The 16435-nt window shown below is 76.1% G+C and carries 15 protein-coding genes; 4 read left to right on the top strand and 11 right to left on the bottom strand.

The genetic code is table 11. The features are described from left to right. Positions 1-9: 9 nt before the first annotated feature. Genes KJP73_RS02570 through KJP73_RS02540 form a run of 7 tightly spaced genes read right to left on the bottom strand, consistent with a single transcriptional unit; the run spans position 10 to position 7573 of the window. Positions 10-1221, bottom strand: coding sequence for an amidohydrolase family protein (locus tag KJP73_RS02570; RefSeq protein ID WP_213281194.1), 1212 nt, complete (start codon positions 1219-1221; stop codon positions 10-12). Positions 1222-1275: 54 nt separating this feature from the next. Beyond that, positions 1276-2466, bottom strand: a complete 1191-nt coding sequence (locus KJP73_RS02565; RefSeq protein ID WP_249669035.1) for an alanine racemase — start codon at positions 2464-2466, stop codon at positions 1276-1278. Then, complete coding sequence (locus KJP73_RS02560; protein WP_213281193.1) at positions 2463-4094, bottom strand: N-acyl-D-amino-acid deacylase family protein; 1632 nt, start codon at positions 4092-4094, stop codon at positions 2463-2465. The genes KJP73_RS02565 and KJP73_RS02560 overlap by 4 nt, the downstream gene beginning before the upstream one ends. Beyond that, positions 4091-4879 (bottom strand): ABC transporter permease, encoded by a 789-nt coding sequence (locus tag KJP73_RS02555; protein ID WP_213281192.1) that lies wholly within the window; start codon positions 4877-4879, stop codon positions 4091-4093. The genes KJP73_RS02560 and KJP73_RS02555 overlap by 4 nt, the downstream gene beginning before the upstream one ends. Further along, the gene (locus tag KJP73_RS02550; protein WP_249669034.1) at positions 4876-5658 is read right to left on the bottom strand and encodes an ABC transporter permease; all 783 of its coding nucleotides are present in this window, start codon (positions 5656-5658) and stop codon (positions 4876-4878) included. Before KJP73_RS02550 ends, KJP73_RS02555 begins: the two co-directional genes overlap by 4 nt. Continuing rightward, positions 5655-6503: an ABC transporter ATP-binding protein gene (locus KJP73_RS02545; RefSeq protein ID WP_433995139.1), complete on the bottom strand. Its 849-nt coding sequence runs from the start codon at positions 6501-6503 to the stop codon at positions 5655-5657. The genes KJP73_RS02550 and KJP73_RS02545 overlap by 4 nt, the downstream gene beginning before the upstream one ends. Continuing rightward, positions 6500-7573, bottom strand: coding sequence for an ABC transporter substrate-binding protein (locus KJP73_RS02540; RefSeq protein ID WP_213281191.1), 1074 nt, complete (start codon positions 7571-7573; stop codon positions 6500-6502). Before KJP73_RS02540 ends, KJP73_RS02545 begins: the two co-directional genes overlap by 4 nt. Positions 7574-7946: 373 nt before the next feature. Between KJP73_RS02540 and add the strand changes: the two genes are divergently transcribed. Beyond that, the gene (add, locus tag KJP73_RS02535) at positions 7947-8978 is read left to right on the top strand and encodes an adenosine deaminase (protein WP_213281190.1); all 1032 of its coding nucleotides are present in this window, start codon (positions 7947-7949) and stop codon (positions 8976-8978) included. Position 8979: 1 nt separating this feature from the next. Then, on the top strand, positions 8980-9438 hold the full coding sequence (locus KJP73_RS02530) for a PPC domain-containing DNA-binding protein (protein ID WP_213281189.1): 459 nt from the start codon (positions 8980-8982) through the stop codon (positions 9436-9438). A 117-nt stretch (positions 9439-9555) separates the two neighbouring features. Here KJP73_RS02530 and KJP73_RS02525 read toward each other — a convergent pair whose 3' ends face one another. Further along, on the bottom strand, positions 9556-11097 hold the full coding sequence (locus tag KJP73_RS02525) for a PucR family transcriptional regulator (RefSeq protein WP_213281188.1): 1542 nt from the start codon (positions 11095-11097) through the stop codon (positions 9556-9558). A gap of 89 nt (positions 11098-11186) precedes the next feature. Between KJP73_RS02525 and KJP73_RS02520 the strand changes: the two genes are divergently transcribed. Continuing rightward, complete coding sequence (locus tag KJP73_RS02520; protein ID WP_213281187.1) at positions 11187-12548, top strand: NYN domain-containing protein; 1362 nt, start codon at positions 11187-11189, stop codon at positions 12546-12548. Then, the gene (locus KJP73_RS02515; protein ID WP_213281186.1) at positions 12541-13107 is read left to right on the top strand and encodes a GNAT family N-acetyltransferase; all 567 of its coding nucleotides are present in this window, start codon (positions 12541-12543) and stop codon (positions 13105-13107) included. Before KJP73_RS02520 ends, KJP73_RS02515 begins: the two co-directional genes overlap by 8 nt. Here KJP73_RS02515 and KJP73_RS02510 read toward each other — a convergent pair. The 3 genes from KJP73_RS02510 to KJP73_RS02500 all read right to left on the bottom strand — a co-directional run bounded on the left by KJP73_RS02510 (position 13079) and on the right by KJP73_RS02500 (position 16303). Continuing rightward, positions 13079-14890, bottom strand: a complete 1812-nt coding sequence (locus KJP73_RS02510; RefSeq protein WP_213281185.1) for an AfsR/SARP family transcriptional regulator — start codon at positions 14888-14890, stop codon at positions 13079-13081. The two genes, KJP73_RS02515 and KJP73_RS02510, sit on opposite strands and share 29 nt — an antisense overlap. 41 nt (positions 14891-14931) lie before the next feature. Next, entirely contained in the window at positions 14932-15354 is a 423-nt protein-coding gene (locus KJP73_RS02505; RefSeq protein ID WP_213281184.1) for a VOC family protein, read from the bottom strand. Positions 15355-15424: 70 nt separating this feature from the next. Then, positions 15425-16303, bottom strand: coding sequence for a class I SAM-dependent methyltransferase (locus tag KJP73_RS02500; RefSeq protein WP_283770208.1), 879 nt, complete (start codon positions 16301-16303; stop codon positions 15425-15427). Between the last annotated feature and the right edge of the window lie 132 nt (positions 16304-16435).

The raw sequence follows: 16435 nt of genomic DNA, 5'->3' as shown, positions 1-16435 counted from the left end.
GAAGCCGCCTCACGCGGGCAGCGCGCCCGCCACGACCACCCCGCGCGACACCACCGCGACGATGTTCTCGACCCGCAGCGCCGACACGTCCTCCCACGGCCGCCCGCGCAGCACCACGAAGTCGCTGCCGAGCCCCGCGCGGAGCCGCCCGGTCACCGACCCCATGCGGATCGCGTCGGCGGCGTCGGAGGTGGCGGCGGCCAGGGCCCGCGCGGGCGTCCACCCGAACATCGCGGCCATCTCGCGGACCTCCTCCATCTGGTCCCCGAAGCCGACGAACTGCCCGGAGGCGTCGGTGCCGAGCACGAACCGCACCCCGGCCTGCGCGGCCCGGGCGAACCCGGCGTCCCGGAGGGCGACGACGTCGCGGGCCTTGGCCTGCGCCTCGGCGGAGACCGGGCGGCGGGCCTCCGCGATGATGTCGTTGATCAGCAGCGTCGGGGCGACGGGGATGTCCCGCTCCACGAGCGTCGCGAGGTGCCGCTCCGCGATGCCGGTGCCGTGCTCGATGGAGTCGACGCCCTCCTCGAGCGCGATGTCGAGCCCCTCCGCGCTGTGCGTGTGCGCCGCGACGAGCATCCCCAGCGCGTGGGCCTCGTCGACGGTGGTGCGGATCTCCTCGCGCGTCTGGTTCCGCCAGCCGACCTTGTCGCCCATGGAGAGCACGCCGCCGGAGGTGTAGATCTTCACGCCCGCGGCGCCCGAGCGGGCCCAGACCCGGACCAGCTTGCGGCACTCGTCGGGGCTGTCGGCGGTCGGCGGGCGGTGCGGGTAGTGCGGCGGCACGAACAGGTCGCCGTGCCCGGCGGTCATCCCGACCTGCCCGTGGGACAGCAGGCGCGGGCCGGCGAGGATGCCCGCGTCGAACGCGCGGCCCACCGCGAGCTGCACCGAGTCGGCGGCGAGGTCGCGGAGCGTGGTCACGCCCGCGCGAGCGCACCGCAGGGCGTTGGCCGCGACGTGCAGGGACCGCTCCTCCGGCGGGGTGAGGATCGGCCACGCGGACGGGTCCGCCGCCGGCGCGCCCGCCGGGTAGCCGAGGTGCACGTGCGTGTCGACCAGGCCGGGGATCACGCTGAGCCCGTCGTGCCGGAGCGGAGCCGGGTCGACCGCGACGATGCGGTCGCCGGACCACGTGAGCCGCGCGGGCCCGACCTCCAGCTCGCCGTCCCAGAGCGGGATGCCGTCGAGGAGGTGCTCGGGCGCTGCGGTGTCGGTCATGCGGGAGTCCTTCGTGAGCAGGGGCAGGGGGCGGGTGCGCGGACGGGAGCGCGGTCAGAGCGCGGGGGTGATCGACCCGACGACCCGGTCGCCGTCGACGAGCGGGATGCGCCGCCACCGGTCGAACGCGCCGCACGGGTGGCTGATCCCGAACCGCAGGACGGTCCCGGGGCGGAGCGTCGGGGCGACGCCCGGCGGCACGGACAGGAACGCGTGGTGGTCGTTGACGCCGGTGACCTCCCAGCCCCACACGTCGAGGTCGCGGGCCTCGGACCCCACCGCCCCGAGCACGACCGGGAGCCGGTCGTCCGTGGGTGCCTCGCGGCGGCCGAACCCGACGACCGCCCGTCCCTCCTCCGGGACGGACAGCACGCTGGCCCGCAGCTCGAACGCGGGGCGCAGCGTGCCGGTGCCGCGGTCGGCGCCGAGCGGGGACGTCCGGCGGTAGACGCCGTGGTCGTGGGTGACGTAGCAGCCGGACCGCAGCACGGTCGTGACGGGCCGGTCCCACTGCGCCGGCCCGAGCTCCCGGGCGACGAGGTCGAAGTACGAGGAGCCGCCGGCGGTGACCACCGGCACGCCCGCGACGAGGCCCTCGTCGGTCACCGCGGTGACGAGCGCCCGGACGCGGGCGAGCAGCTCGACGGCACCGTCCGGAGCGCCGGGGTCGTCGCCGGCCGGCATGAGGCCCTCGAACGCGGACACGCCCGCGAGCCGCACGTGCGCGGACCGGGCCACGCGGCGCGCGAGCGCGAGCGCCGCGACGTCGTCCCGCACGCCGGTGCGGCCGCCGGGGAAGCCGAGCTCGACCAGCACCGGCAGCGGACGGGCCGGGCGGTGCCGTGCCAGCTCCGCCTCCAGCAGGTCGAGCCCGGCGTCGCTGTCGACGTAGCAGAGGTACTCGGTCGCCGCGTCCGCGGTCAGCAGGTGCGTCGCTACCCACGCGATCGCGGCGCGGTCGACCAGCACGTTCGCGTGCAGGACCCGGGCGACGCCCCACCCGGCGAGCGTCCGGACCTGCGCGGGCGTCGCGGCGGTGAAGCCCCAGGCCCCGGCGTCCGCCTGCCGGCGCACGAGCTCGCGGGACATGTGGGTCTTGGCGTGCGGGGCGAGCTGCACGCCGGCGGCGCGGCACCACTCCGCCATGACGCGGACGTTGTGGTCGACCGCCGCGTCGTGCAGCAGCATCACCGGCAGCTCGAGGGCGTCCACGGACGCGTCCGCGCCGGGGTCCTGCCCGCTCACGCCGCCGCCCCGCCCACGCCGACCGCGCCGCTCGCGCCGCGCGGCTCCGGCCGTCCCGCGCGCAGCACCCGCCCCGCGCGCACCCCGGTGAACTCCCCGTCCTCGACGACGACCACCCCGGCGAGCACCGTCCAGCGGACCCCGGTCGGCCGCACCCACGGCCGCTGCGGCGTCCCGGCGTGCCCGACCGTGGCCGGGTCCAGCACGGCGAGGTCGGCGACGGCCCCGGGCACCAGGCGCCCGCGCCCCGGCAGGCCGAGGGCGTCGGCGGTGAGCGAGGTCATCTTGCGGACCGCCTCCGGGAGGTCGAGGACGCCGAGGTCGCGGACGTACCGCCCGAGCACCGTCGGGAAGCAGCCCCACCCGCGCTGGTGGGCGTTGCCGACCGGCACGGAGTTGTCCGAGCCGATGCCGATCAGCGGGTCCGCGAGGATCGTGCGGACGTCCGCCTCGGCCATGAGCTCGTAGACCATCATCGCGCCCGGGTCGGCGAGCACCAGGTCGCACAGCGCGTCCCAGACGCCGACGCCGCGCTCGGCGGCGACCTGCGCGACGCTGGCGCCCAGCAGCCGGGAGTCGGTGTGCATGCTGACCAGGACGCCCTCGGGGGTGGTCTGCGTCCACGACCCGGAGCCGGGGCCGCCGGCCAGCGCGCGGTCCCGCAGCGACGCGCGGGCGGCGGGGTCGGAGAGCCGGCGGGCCAGCGCGTCGCGGCCGCCCACCTGCGCCTCGGCCGGCAGCAGCGCGGTGAGGAAGCTCTCCCCCGTCGTGTACGGGTACTGGTCGCCGTGCACGTCGATGCCCTCGTCGCGCGCGGCGTGCAGCGCGGCCAGCAGCTCGGCCGCCCGGCCGTGGTTCCGGCGGCCCGCGGCCTTGCAGTGCGACACCTGCACCCGCACGCCGGTGCGCCGGGCGACGTCGAACGTCTCGGCGAGCGAGGCGGCCAGGCCGTCGCCCTCGTCGCGCAGGTGCGTCGCGTACGGCCGGCCCCAGCGCGCCGCGACGGCGGCCAGCGCGGCGACCTCGTCGGCGCCGGCGTACACGCCCGGGGCGTAGATCAGGCCGCTGGACAGCCCGAAGGCCCCGTCGGCGAACGCCGCCTCGGCGAGCGCGACCATCCGGTCCAGCGCACCGGGCGCCAGCGGCTCGGCCATGCCGTTCGCACTGATCCGCAGGGTGCTGTGGCCGACCAGCGACGCGACGTGCGTGGTGGGCCCGTGGCGCTCGACGGCGTCCAGGTACTCGCCGAACGTCCGCGGCCACGAGCCGACGCCGGCGGCCACGGTGCTGGAGATCGGGCGGTGCAGGTCGACCGCGCGCTCGTCCACCAGCGGGGCGGCGGAGTTGCCGCAGTTGCCGACCACCTCCGTGGTGACGCCCTGCAGCACCTTGAACGGCTGCGGCTCCGTCATGAACGGCACGACGTCGGAGTGCGTGTGCGCGTCGACGAACCCCGGGGCGACGACCAGGCCGCCGACGTCCAGCACCCGCGCGTCCCCGGCGGGCAGGTCCCGGCCCACCGCGTGCACCCGGTCCCCCGCGACCGCCACGTCCGCGACGACCGGGTCCGCGCCCGTCCCGTCGACGACGGTGCCGCCGCGCAGGACGAGCGTCACGGGGCCGGTCACGACAGCCGGCCCATCCGGTCCTGCACGAGGGTGTCCGCGATGCTGACGACGGCGTAGGCGAGCATCGTCACCGCCGCGACCGTGATCGCCGACGCCCACATCGCGTCGTACCCGAACGACCCGGCCGCCCGGGAGATCGCGCCGCCCAGCCCCTTGCCGGTGGAGAGCCACTCGGCGATCATCGCGCCGGTCACCGCGGACGGGACGGCGATCCGGGCGGAGGCCAGCGTCGACGGCACGGCCGCGGGCAGGGCCACCTTGCGCAGCACGGTCCAGGCGGAGCCGCCGTAGGCCAGCACGAGGTCGCGGTGCTCCCCGGAGACGCTGCGCAGGCCGTACAGGATGTTCGCGAGCGCCGGCAGGAACACGACGATGATGACGATCGCGGTGACGCCGGTCTGCCCGATCCCGAAGATCAGCGTGATCAGCGGGGTCAGCACGACCAGCGGGATGGACCGCAGCACCATCGCGGTCGGCATGACGATCCGCTCCAGCACCGGCGAGACGCAGAACACCACGGCCAGCACGAACGCCGCGGCCAGGCCGACCAGGTAGCCGATGCCGGCGTCCCGCAGCGTCACCACCAGGTCGGCCGCGATGGTCGCCCGGTGCTCCGCGGCGCCCTCGCCGGTGACGACGTAGTCGAGCACCTGCCACGGCCGCTTGCCGACCAGGTCGCTGACGTCGAACACCTCGAGCACCGCGACCCACACACCGATCGCGACGACCACCGCGAGCAGCAGCGTGCCCGCGCGCCGGGCGACGAACCCCCAGGTGCCGGTCATGCGCGCCGCTCCTGCGCCCACGGTGTCACGAGCCGGCCGAGCAGCCCGACCAGCGCGTAGCCGCCGAGCGAGATCAGCCCGGCGAGGATGCTCAGCGCCCAGACCCGGTCCGGCTGGACCTGGCGCTGCGCCGCGTTGAGCGCCACGCCGATCCCCGAGTCGATGCCGCCGAGGTACTCCCCGACGACGGCGCCGAGCAGCGCTGCCGGGATCGCCACCTGCAGGGCGGTGACGATCGCCGGCAGCGCCGACATGAGCTGGACCTTGCGGATCCGCGTCCACCGGCCGCCGCCGTACGCGGCCACCAGGTCCAGCGAGCTGCGGCTGGCGGAGCGCATCCCGAGGATGGCCCCCACCAGCGTGGTGAAGAACACGAGCAGCGCGCCGAGGAAGATCGCCGCGGCGCGGCCGCCGAAGATGACCATGACGATCGGGCCGATCGCGGTGACCGGCAGGCAGGAGCTGATGACGCCGAGCTGGGTGACGACCTCCTCCAGCCGCGGCACCACGAGCACGACGGCCGCGAGCGCCAGACCGGCGAGATTGCCCCACAGGTAGCCCTGCGCGGCGCGGGCCAGCGTCGGGCTGACGTTCGGGCCGTAGAACGACCAGCCGTCATCCGCCGCGGAGCGCGCGACGTCGACCGGCGACGGGAACGAGGTGCTGTTCTCCAGGTTCGCCGTCATCGCCCACCACAGGGCCAGGAGCAGGACGATGCCGACGGTGCCGCCGACCCACGGGCGGGCCAGCGCGCGGCGGGCGGGCGCGAGCACGCTCACCGCCGGGCGTCCGAGAACAGCAGCCCGGACAGGTGGTCGACGATCGCGTGGAACTCCGGGGTCCGCATCATCTCGGGCGTGCGCGGGCGCTCGAACGGGATGTCGACGAGCTCGACGATCCGGCCCGGGCGCGCGGACATCACGGCGACCACGTCGGACAGCAGCGCCGCCTCGGCGATGCCGTGCGTGACCATGAGCGTCGTCGCGGACCGCTCCGTCCAGATGCGCTGCAGCTCGAAGTTCAGGCGCTGGCGCGTCATGTCGTCGAGCGCGCCGAACGGCTCGTCGAGCAGCAGGAAGTCCGGCCGGACGGCGAGCGCCCGGGCGATGGACGCGCGCTGCCGCATGCCGCCGGACAGGTGCGCGGGCCGCGACTTCTCGAACCCGGTCAGGCCGACGAGCTCGATCAGCTCGTCGACGATGCCGTCGTCCTTGCGGCCCTGGATCTCCAGCGGCAGCCGGATGTTCTTCTGCACGGAGCGCCACGGCAGCAGGGCCGGGTCCTGGAACGCGATGCCCATGCCGTCGGCGCGCCGGCCCGGGGCCACCGGGGTGCCGTTGACCGCGACCGTGCCCGCCGACGGCGTCTCGAGCCCGGCGAGGATGCGCAGGATGGTCGACTTGCCGCAGCCGGACGGGCCCAGCAGCGACAGGAACGACCCGCGGGGCGTGGACAGGCTCACGTCCTCCAGCGCGGTGACGGTGCGGCGCCCCGAGCGGAACTCCTTGTCCAGCCCGGAGATCTCGATGCCCGGCCGCGCGGCGGACGGGGACGTGGGCGCGCCCGCCCCCGCGGCCGAGGGAGCCGGCTGCACGGGGACGGGCGCGGACTGGGGGGACGTCACGACAGCAGGTCCGGGTTCTCGGCGTACACCTCGTCCAGGAGGGAGAGGTCGAACAGGTCCTGCGCCGCGATGTCGATGCCGGCGTAGCCGAGGGAGGCGATGGTGCCCTCCTGCAGCTCGTCGCTGACGGTGAGGATGCCGTTCGTCGCCGTCTCGTCGGTCGCGATCAGCTCCGCCTGGCGGTCGAACGCCAGCGTCGTGGCGTCCAGGTCGTACTGCTGGTCCTTGCCGTAGGTGTTCACCGTCAGGTCGACCGCGCGCTCCGGGTCGGCCAGCGCCCCCTGCCAGCCCTGGACCGTCGCGAGCAGGAACGCCTTGACGGCCTCCGGCTGCTCGTCGATCGCCTCCTGGCTGGTGACGAGCACCTCGCCGACCATCGGCAGCCCCTCGTCGGCGAGCAGGAACTCGGTCGCGTCGAACCCGGCCTGCACCAGCGCGGAGGCACCGGACGTGGTGTAGCCGATGTAGCCGTCGACCTGGCCGGTCGTGAGCATCGAGGTGTCGGACAGCGGGACCGTCGTGACGTCGGCGGGGTCGATCTCGTTCGCCGCGAGGAACGCGTTCCACACCAGGGTGTTCGAGTCGGAGACCGCGATGGTCGCGCCCGCGAGGTCCTCCGGGCCCTCGATCGGCGCCGAGGCCGCGGAGATCAGCGCGAACGGGTTGCGCTGGTAGGTCGACCCGATGATCTTCAGCTCCGCGCCCCCCTGGATCGCGGGAGCCGTGATGAGCGGCGAGGAGATGCCGACGAAGGCCTGGCCGGTGGCGACGGCGGCCTCGGCGCTCGTGGCGGACGACCCGCCCGCGGTCAGCGTCACGTCGTCGAAGCCGGCGTCCGTGTACAGGCCGTCCTCCGCCGCGACGTACTCCCCCGCGAACTGCTGGTTCTTCAGCCAGGACAGCTGGACGCTGATCGCGTCGAAGGAGTCCTCGCCCCCGCCGGCCGCGGCCGTGCCCTCGTCGGAGGAGGAGCCGGAGCACGCGCTGAGCAGCAGGCCGGCGGCGGTCACCGCGGCGACCAGGCCGGCGGTGCGGCGCCGGGGGCGCGGGGTCGTGATGGTGCGGGTCACGTCAACCTCGATCACGTCGTGCGGCCACCCGGGGCATCGGGTGGCTGCGGTGCCAGGGGGGAGGGTGCGCCGGCGGTGCGGCGACGCCCTCCATCCCACAGGGCCCGCCGCCGCCGTCGCCATGTGGGATCCTCCGAACTCCCCCGCCCCGGACGGTGCGGTCCGTTGTGCGACCGCCCGAGCGCGTCACACGGACGTCACACGACGGGTGCGGCACCGCGGCGGCCCGGCGGATCGCCCAGGCCCGGGGCGCGGGCGCGGCGGCCGTCGTTGGTCGATCGCACGAAGATGCTGGCCGGGGCCCTGTGGTTGGCTTCCGGGACGGCGCCGGACCCCCTGTCCGCGCGACGCCGACGACGAGGAGGAGCGGGGCATGTGGCCGACGGCCGAGCTGCACGTGCACATCGAGGGCACGCTCGACGCCGACCTCATCCGCGCGCTCGCGACGCGCAACGGCCTGCCGGTGCCCGAGGGGGCGGCGCGGATGGACCGGAGCGCGCCGTTCCGCGACCTGCAGGAGTTCCTGGACCTCTACTACGCGAACCTCGACGTGCTGCGCACCCGCCAGGACTTCCACGACCTCGGCGCCCGCTACCTGGACCGCGCCGCCGCCGCGGGCGTCCGGCACGCGGAGGTGTTCGTCGACCCGCAGAGCCACACGGAGCGGGGCGTGCCCGTCGCGGACGTGCTGCTCGGGCTGTCCGCCGCGCTGGCCGGCGCCCGCGAGCGGCACGGCATGTCCGGCGGGCTGATCGTGTGCTTCCTGCGGCACCTCGGGCCGGACGCCGCGATGGCCGCCCTCGAGGACGTCCTGCCGTACCGCGAGCACCTGCTCGGCGTCGGGCTGGACTCCAGCGAGGTCGGGTTCCCGCCGTCGCTGTTCCGGGACGTGTACGAGCGCGCCGCCGCCGAGGGCCTGCGCCGCGTCGCGCACGCCGGCGAGGAGGGCGGGCCGGACTACGTCTGGGAGGCCCTGGACGTCCTCGGCGCCGAGCGGATCGACCACGGCAACCGGGCGCTGGAGGACGTGGAGCTGGTCGCGCACCTGCGCGAGACCCGCACGCCGCTGACCGTGTGCCCGCTGTCCAACGTCGCGCTGCGCACCGCCGGACCGGACCTCGCCGACCACCCGATCGCCGTCATGCTCGACGAGGGCCTGCGCGCGTCGGTGCACTCGGACGACCCGGCGTACTTCGGCGGGTACCTGGACGACGCCGTCCGCGCGCTGCACGCCGCCGGCACGGTCACGCAGGACGACCTGGGGGTGCTCGCGGCGAACGCGGTCGTCTCCTCGTTCCTGCCGGACGACGCGAAGGCCGCGCTGCTCGCCGAGGTCCGCGCGTACGCCGAGTCGGTGGGCGCCGCCGTGCCCCCGCTGGCGCTCGACCCCGTCGGCGCGGCCTGACGTGCGCAGCAGCGAGGTCACCACCGGCCGCCGGGTCGCGGTCGTCCTGGAGCCCGGCGACGACGTGCTCGGCTGCCTCGCCGACGCCTGCCGGCAGCACGGCATCCGGCAGGGCTTCGTGCCGGTGTTCTCCGGGGCGTTCCGCAGCGTCCGGTTCATCGCCGCCGACTCCCCCGTCACCGACCAGGAGCCCCCGCTCCCGCACGAGGTCACCGTGACGTACACCGAGGGCATCGGCAGCGGGACGATCCTGTGGGACGAGGCGTCGCAGTCCGCGCTCCCGCACGTGCACCTGGCCGTCGGCGTCAAGAACGCGGCCGCCGCCGGCTTCGCCGGGCACCTGCTCGGCGCCGAGGCGCACTACACGGTCGAGGTGCTGCTCGAGGAGGTCCTCGCCCCGGCGATGCTCCGCGTCCCGGACCCCGTCGCCTACGGCATCCCGACCCTCCGCTTCGCCTGACCCCGGCGCGCCGACGCGCGCGCCGGCCCCTCGAGGTCGTCACACGTGCACGAGGTCGCCAGTCCTGCGGGACGACCTCGTGCGGATGTGACGACCTCGCGGCCGGCTCCTGGAGGGTCAGTCCGTCTCGTCCAGGCAGGTCATCGCCAGGAACAGGTCGACGCGGTCGGCCATCGTGCTCATGTCCCGGTGCGTGAGCTCCTCGATCCGCGCGATCCGGTACCGCAGCGTGTTGGTGTGCAGGTGCAGCTGCCGGGCGGTCTCCTGCCACGCGCCCCCGCCGTCCAGGAACGCCCGCAGCGTCCCGACCAGGTCGGCGTTGTGCCGCTCGTCGTAGGACAGCAGCGGCGCCAGCACCTCCTGGGCGTACCCGGACCGGGTGCTCTCGCCCAGCATCCGCAGCAGCGCCCGGTGGGTCTGCACGTGCAGGGCCGTCGACACGACCACGGGCCCGGACCCGGACGCGTTCTGCACGCGCTCCACCGCGGTGGCGATCCCCGAGTTCAGCCGGCTGACCCCGCTGACGGGGTCGCTCATCCCGACGCGCAGCTGGCGCCCGGCGAGCAGCAGGTGGTGCTCCTCGGTGAGCTGCTCCTCGAGCGGCCGGTCGTCGTCGCCGGGGCCGTTGACCAGCAGCACCGCGAGGTCGCCCGACCGGCAGCCCATCACCCGGTGACCGCGGGCGGACAGGGTGCGCTGCAGCATCTCCAGCACCGCGGGCAGCGGGAACCGCGGGTCGTCGACCCGGGCGGCGACGATCGTGGTCTCGTCCTGCGGTCCCAGGCCCTCCAGCCGCATCCGGGCGGAGATGGCGCCGGGCGACGCCTCCTGGTCCCGGATGGCCGTCACCAGGGAGGCGACCTGGGCGTCGCGGGTCTCGCGCCACCGGCCCGCGAGCTCCATCTCGACCCGCAGCGCCCCGACCAGGGCGTCCATCGCGAGCGTCACCTCGTCGGAGAACGACCGGTGGTCGCCCCAGCAGCCGAAGAACCCGGACCGGTCGCGGGCCCCCGTGCGGGTGATCGTCGCCGGTCCCTGGTCGCCCTGCACGATGACCCGCCGGTCGTCGCGGGCGATGACGGCGTTCCACTGCGCGGCGACCTGGGCGCGGTCGGGCGCCGCACCCGCCGACGCGAGCAGCACGCCCGTCTCGTCGATCACCCAGCAGCCGATCGAGAACTCGGCGCCGAGCTGGGCGAGCAGCTCCGCCACGCCACCGCCGCGCGACACGGTGTCGGCGATCCGGCGGCTGAACCGCATGGTGCGGGTCGCCAGGCCGGTGGCCGACCCGGGCTGGCGCGCCGCGATCTCGTCCGCGATCTGCCGGAACGAGACCCCGGGCGACACGGTCAGCAGCGTCAGCCCGCGGGCGCGGCAGGTCGCGATCACCTCGTCCGGGATCACGCCGATCTCGATCAGCCCGATGATCAGCGCCGCGACGTTCTGCTGCGCGAGCGCGCCGAGGAACGTCGCCGCGCCGTCCGGACGGTCCAGCCACAGGCCGGAGGTCAGCACCACGTCGCCCGTCGAGAGGAACCGCGACGGGTCCGGCAGGTCGGTGATGTAGGCGGCGGTCACGGGCCGGTCGAGGGCGTCCGGCTCGGCGGCGACGACGCTCAGCCCGAGCCCCGGGTCGGCCAGGAGGTCACGGACGTCCACTGGTCATCACCCCGGGTCCGCTCGGCACCGGGACAGTGTACGAGCGCCCCCGCGGGCGGCCCGGACGCCGGACCGGGCAAGATGGGCACGTGAGCACCGACCTCGTCCCCGACCGCCTCGACACCGGACGACGCCTGCGCGCCGCGATGTTCGTCGACTTCGACAACGTCTACATCGGCCTGCGCCGTCTGGACCCCGACGCCGCGGAGGCGTTCGCCACCGACCCGGGGCACTGGCTCGGGGAGCTCGAGTCCGGCACCGACGCCGACGGGGACTTCACCCGGCGGTTCCTCGTGCGGGCCTGCTACCTCAACCCGTCGGTGTTCTCCCGGTACCGCCCGAACTTCACGCGCGCCGGCTTCCAGGTCGTCGACTGCCCGTCGCTGACGCAGCAGGGCAAGAGCAGCGCGGACATCAACCTGGTGCTCGACGCCGTGGACGCGCTGGACGCCGACACCCGGTACGACGAGTTCCTCATCGTGTCCGCCGACGCCGACTTCACCCCCCTGGTGCAGCGCTGCCGCGCGGCCGACCGCCGCGTCACGATCATCACGGCGAGCCCCGCCGCGAGCGCGTACCGCGCGGTGGCGGACTCCGTCATCACCGCCGACGACCTGGCCGAGCTCGTGACCGTCGGCGACGCGGCCGCACCCGGGTCCGACACCCCGGACGTGGCCGACGTCCCCGCACCAGCCGCGACGCCCGCCGCGTCGGCGGACGCCCCCGCCTCGGCCCCGACCGCCGGCGACCACGCCCGGTCCGGCCGCCGCGAGGAGCAGGCGGCCGCGCTGTCCTCCCCCGGCTCGCTGGCCGCCCGCCGCGCGGTCCTGCAGCGGGTGCGTTCCGCCGACCGCCCCGTGCCGACGGGCGCCGTCGCGACGGCCGCGCAGAAGGCCGACCCCACGCTGCCGTCGACCCGCTGGGCGGGCGCGGGCGGCTTCCTGCCGTGGCTCGCGCAGGCCGTCCCGGAGCTCGGTGTGTCCGCGCGCCCGTCGCCGGGCTACGTCTGGGACCCGAAGCGGTTCGGGGAGGCCGACCTGCCCGGCGCCGCCGCGGTGGGCACGGACCCGACGGCGCTGCAGCGGCAGGTCATCTCCGTGACCGACACGCCGGGGCTGAGCAAGGAGAACTACCGCGTCCTGCTGACCGCCATCGCCGACGACGTGCGCGCGCACCCGTTCGAGCGCGCCGCCACCGCGCGGCGGGTCCGCGACGCCTGCCAGAAGGAGGGCGCCGCGGTCGGGAAGTCCACGGTCAACTTCGTCCTGTCGGGCGTGCTGTACGTCGGGCTCGAGCTCGACGACACCGTCACGGCCGAGGACGTCGCCGAGGCGTGGGCGGACAACGTCGTCGGGCTGTGCCGCGGCGCCCGCATGGAGCTCACCGAGGCCGACGAGGCCGCGATCGACGACTGGGTCGGCGGTGGCCTGCTGGACGAGCTCGATGACTGACGCGGGCGCCGGCTCGCCGGGACCGCCCGCCCTCCCCTCGCCGCCCGACCTGCCGCCCGACCTGCCGACCACCGTCGCGCTGCCGTCCGGCCCGGTCGTGCTGCGCCGGGCCACGGCCGAGGACCTGCCCGGGCTGGTCGCCGTGCTCGCCGACGACGAGCTCGCGGCGGCGCGCGGCGACTCCGCCGGGCCCGAGCACGCCGCGGCGTACGCCCGGGCCTTCCAGCGGATCGACTCCGACCCGCACGACCTGCTGCTGGTGGCCGAGCGCGACGGCCGGGTGGTCGGCACCCTGCAGCTCTCGTCCCTGGTGAGCCTGAGCCGCGGCGGCGCCGAGCGCCTGCAGATCGAGGCGGTGCGGGTCGCGGCGAGCGAGCGCGGCCGGGGCGTCGGGCGCGCCATGATCACGTGGGCGTGCGCCGAGGGCGTCCGGCGCCACGCGGCGCTCGTGCAGCTGACCTCCGACCGGGCCCGGACCGGTGCGCACGCGTTCTACGAGCGGCTGGGCTTCACGGCGTCGCACGTCGGGTTCAAGCGGGAGCTGCGGGCGCGGGACTGAGCCGCGCGCGCAGGGCCGGGTTGTCGATCCCCGCGGCCAGCGCGTCGGCGTGCTCCTGCGCGCCGGCCTGGCCCAGGGCGGCGCGGTGCAGCGCCGCCCGGACCACCAGCTCGCGCATCCCCCGCCGCGCGGCGAACGCCTCCAGGTCCTCGACCCAGCCGGCGGCGCTCGGCAGCCCGCGCGGCACCGCGAACCCGCACAGCGCGTCGAGGCAGTACGCCTGGACCCAGTCGTGGGCGTCGCGCTGCCGGCCGCAGACGGTCGGCGCCTCGGTGAGCAGGTCCAGCGCGGCGGCGTCGTCCCCGCGCGCGGCCGCCAGCAGCCCGCGGCCCCGCACGGCGTAGCTCTCCCAGCAGGGGTCGCCGACCTGGCACGCCAGCGCGTAGGCGCCCTCCAGGGCAGCCCCGGCCGCGTCGAGGTCCCCGGAGCGCAGCAGCACCTCGGCGCGCTGCGACCGCGGGAACGGCAGGAACGACGTCCAGCCCAGGTCCTGGGCGACGGCGCACGCCCGGTCCAGGGCGACCAGCGCCGCGTCCCGCTCGTCGCGGAGCACCCGCAGGCGGCCGAGCGCGGTCAGCGCGTACGCCTCGGCCCGGAGGTCGGCGGCCTCCCGCGCGTCCGCGACCGCCGCGTCCAGCGTCGACGCGGAGCCCCGGTAGTCGCCCTGGTCGGTGCGGCCGATGCCGGCGAACACCCCGACCCAGGCCCGCAGGCGGGGGTCGTCGCCCCCGAGCCGGACGGCCCGGCCGAACCACATGTCGGCCCGCGGGTACCGGCCCCGCAGCGTCTCGACGTGGCCGAGCTCGAGGGCCGCCCGGGCGGCGACCCCGGAGGACCCGGTGCGCCGGGCGACGACGATCGCCTCGTGCAGGACCGTCATCGCCTCCTCGTCGCTGCCCCGCACCCCGTGCACGAGCACCCGCCCGAGCGCGCCCAGGGCGGTGGCGAGGCGCGGCTCGTCGCCGAGGGCCCGCGCGCCCTCCACCGCCGAGCGCAGCAGGTCGATCGACCGCTCGTAGGCGCCGACGTGCGCCGCGCCGTCGCCGCCCTCGACCGCCGCGTCGACCGCCGCGGGCGAGCGCGCGGGCGCCGGGGCGGGCCGGGGCCGCAGCGCCGCCGCGAGGCTCGGCGAGGGGTCCGTCCCCAGCTCCCGCCGGAACAGCGCCCGGCACTCGGCCGCCCGGCGCTCGGCCGCCGCGGTGTCGCCGGCCGCGACCAGCGCCCGCACCCACAGCTCGTGCCCGCGCTCCGCGAGCGGCTCCGCGGCCACCAGCCGCCCGGCCAGGGCGACCGCGGACGCGACGTCGCCGCGGGCGAGCCGGCTGTGCGCGGCCTCGTGCAGGATCGCGGCGGTCAGCCCGGCGACCCGCTCCCGCTCGGCGGCGAGCCACAGCTCCAGCGCGGCGCTCCCCCGGGGCGTGACACCCTCCAGCAGCGCCCCGCCGAAGCCGGGCAGCGCGAGCGCCTCGGCCCACGCCCCGGAGGTCAGCACCGGCACGTCGACCACGGTGCCGGGCTCCAGCCGGAGCACGAGCGGGTCGCCGCCGAGCCCCGCGACGCCGTCGAGCGTGCGACGGAGCTGGGAGAGGTTCCACCGCAGCGCGGCGCCGGGGTCGTCGGCCTCCTCGACGAGCAGCCCCGCGAGGCGGCTGCGCGGGACGGGACGCCCCGCCAGCACCAGGTACGCGAGCAGCAGCCACGCCTTGCTGCCCCGCGGCCCCGGCACGTCCACCCCGGCCCGCCGGACGCCGGGCGGGCCGAGCAGGGTGATGCCGGAGGTCACCTCCCGCGTCCCCTCGTGCGCCCGGGGACGGGCCGCGGGGCCTAGGCGGCGTTCCCCGCGATGTTGACCAGCCAGGTCACGCCGAACCTGTCGGTCACCATGCCGAAGGCGTCGCCCCACGGCGCGACGGCCAGCGGCTCGACGACCGTGCCGCCGTCGGCGAGCTTGTCCCAGTAGCCGTGCAGCTCGGCGTCGGAGTCCGGCCCGCCGCTGAGCGAGACCGAGAAGTTGTCCCCCGGCGTGTACGCCATCGCGTTCGGGGTGTCGGCGGCCATGAGGACGAGGCCGGCCGCCGTCTCGAGCTGGGAGTGCATGACCTTGTCCTTCTCGGCCGGGTCCTCACTGGCCTGGAAGTCGCCGAACGTGCTGACGGTCAGCTCCCCGCCGAACACCGACTGGTAGAACTCCATCGCGTCCCGCGCGTTGTCGCGGAAGCCGAGGTACGGGTTGAGGCGCGTGGGCATGGCGTGCTCCTGCATCGACGGGCGGACGGCGCTGTGACGCTCATCACACTGCCGCCCGCCCCTCGCTGCGTCAAGACTGCCCGGCGTCGCTCCGCAGGGCGGTGACGAGCAGGTACTCCCAGTCCAGCACCAGCGGCTGCCCCGGTGCGGCGAGGTCGAACCGGCGCGCCAGCTCGACGAGCGCCTGGTCGAGGGCCGCGCCCCGCTCCGGGTCGTCGGCGACCGCCCGGTAGACCGCGATCGTCGGGCCGTAGCGGCTCGCGAAGTAGTCCCGGAACTCCTCCGGCGTCGCGAACAGCTCGACGCGGACGGTGCGGCGCTCCACCCGCACGTCCTGCACGCGGTCCCCGAGCAGGTCCCGCACGTGCTGCTCGTCACCCCACAGCGGCGGGGGCTGCGCGCCGGCGGGCGGCGGCGGGGCGTACGGCTTCATCGTGGCGAACATCTGCCCGATGAACCCGCCCGGCGTCCAGGCGATCAGCCCGATGCGTCCGCCGGGGCGGCACACGCGGGTCAGCTCGGCCGCGGCGGCCTCGTGCCGCGGCGCGAACATCACGCCGACGCACGACATCACCACGTCGAACGACCCGTCGGCGTACGGCAGGTCCTCCGCATCGGCCTCCTGCCAGTCGAGCGTCGCGCCCCGCTCGCGGGCCACCCGCTCCCCCGCCGCCAGCAGGGCCGGCGTCAGGTCGGACGCCACCACCTGCGCGCCCGCGAGCGCCGCGGGGACCGCCGCGTTGCCGGAGCCGGCCGCGACGTCGAGCACCCGCTCCCCGGGCCGGACGCCCAGCGCCTCGACCAGGGCCGGCCCGAGGTCCGCGATCACCTCGGCCGCCAGGGCCGGGTAGTCCCCCAGCGCCCACATCGCACGGTGCTTGTCCTTCACCGCGCCCCAGTCCGGAGCCGTCGGGCCGGCCTGCACCGGGCCACCGATCACCGTCATCATCTCGAGCCACCTCGTCGTGAGCGGCGCCCGGACCGTCCCGGACGCCTGATGAGGACGACGCAACACCCCCGGCGTGTGCGCGGGCGTGTGACGGCTCACACGCGGCGCACAGCCTCCGCACCGCGGCGTCCT

It is taken from the genome of Cellulomonas hominis, assembly GCF_901521055.1.
In the GTDB taxonomy this organism is placed as follows: Bacteria; Actinomycetota; Actinomycetes; order Actinomycetales; family Cellulomonadaceae; genus Cellulomonas; species Cellulomonas endometrii.
Note: the sequence above shows the minus strand (reverse complement) of the source record. Positions and strands in the feature narration are given on the sequence as shown.

Bases quoted from the DNA above. Each gene is read 5' to 3' on its own strand.
- KJP73_RS02570 (WP_213281194.1), bottom strand. From the start codon at position 1,221: ATGACCGACACCGCAGCGCCCGAGCACCTCCTCGACGGCATCCCGCTC.
- KJP73_RS02555 (WP_213281192.1), bottom strand. From the start codon at position 4,879: ATGACCGGCACCTGGGGGTTCGTCGCCCGGCGCGCGGGCACGCTGCTG.
- add (WP_213281190.1), top strand. From the start codon at position 7,947: ATGTGGCCGACGGCCGAGCTGCACGTGCACATCGAGGGCACGCTCGAC.
- KJP73_RS02515 (WP_213281186.1), top strand. From the start codon at position 12,541: ATGACTGACGCGGGCGCCGGCTCGCCGGGACCGCCCGCCCTCCCCTCG.
- KJP73_RS02505 (WP_213281184.1), bottom strand. From the start codon at position 15,354: ATGCCCACGCGCCTCAACCCGTACCTCGGCTTCCGCGACAACGCGCGG.
- KJP73_RS02500 (WP_283770208.1), bottom strand. From the start codon at position 16,303: ATGATGACGGTGATCGGTGGCCCGGTGCAGGCCGGCCCGACGGCTCCG.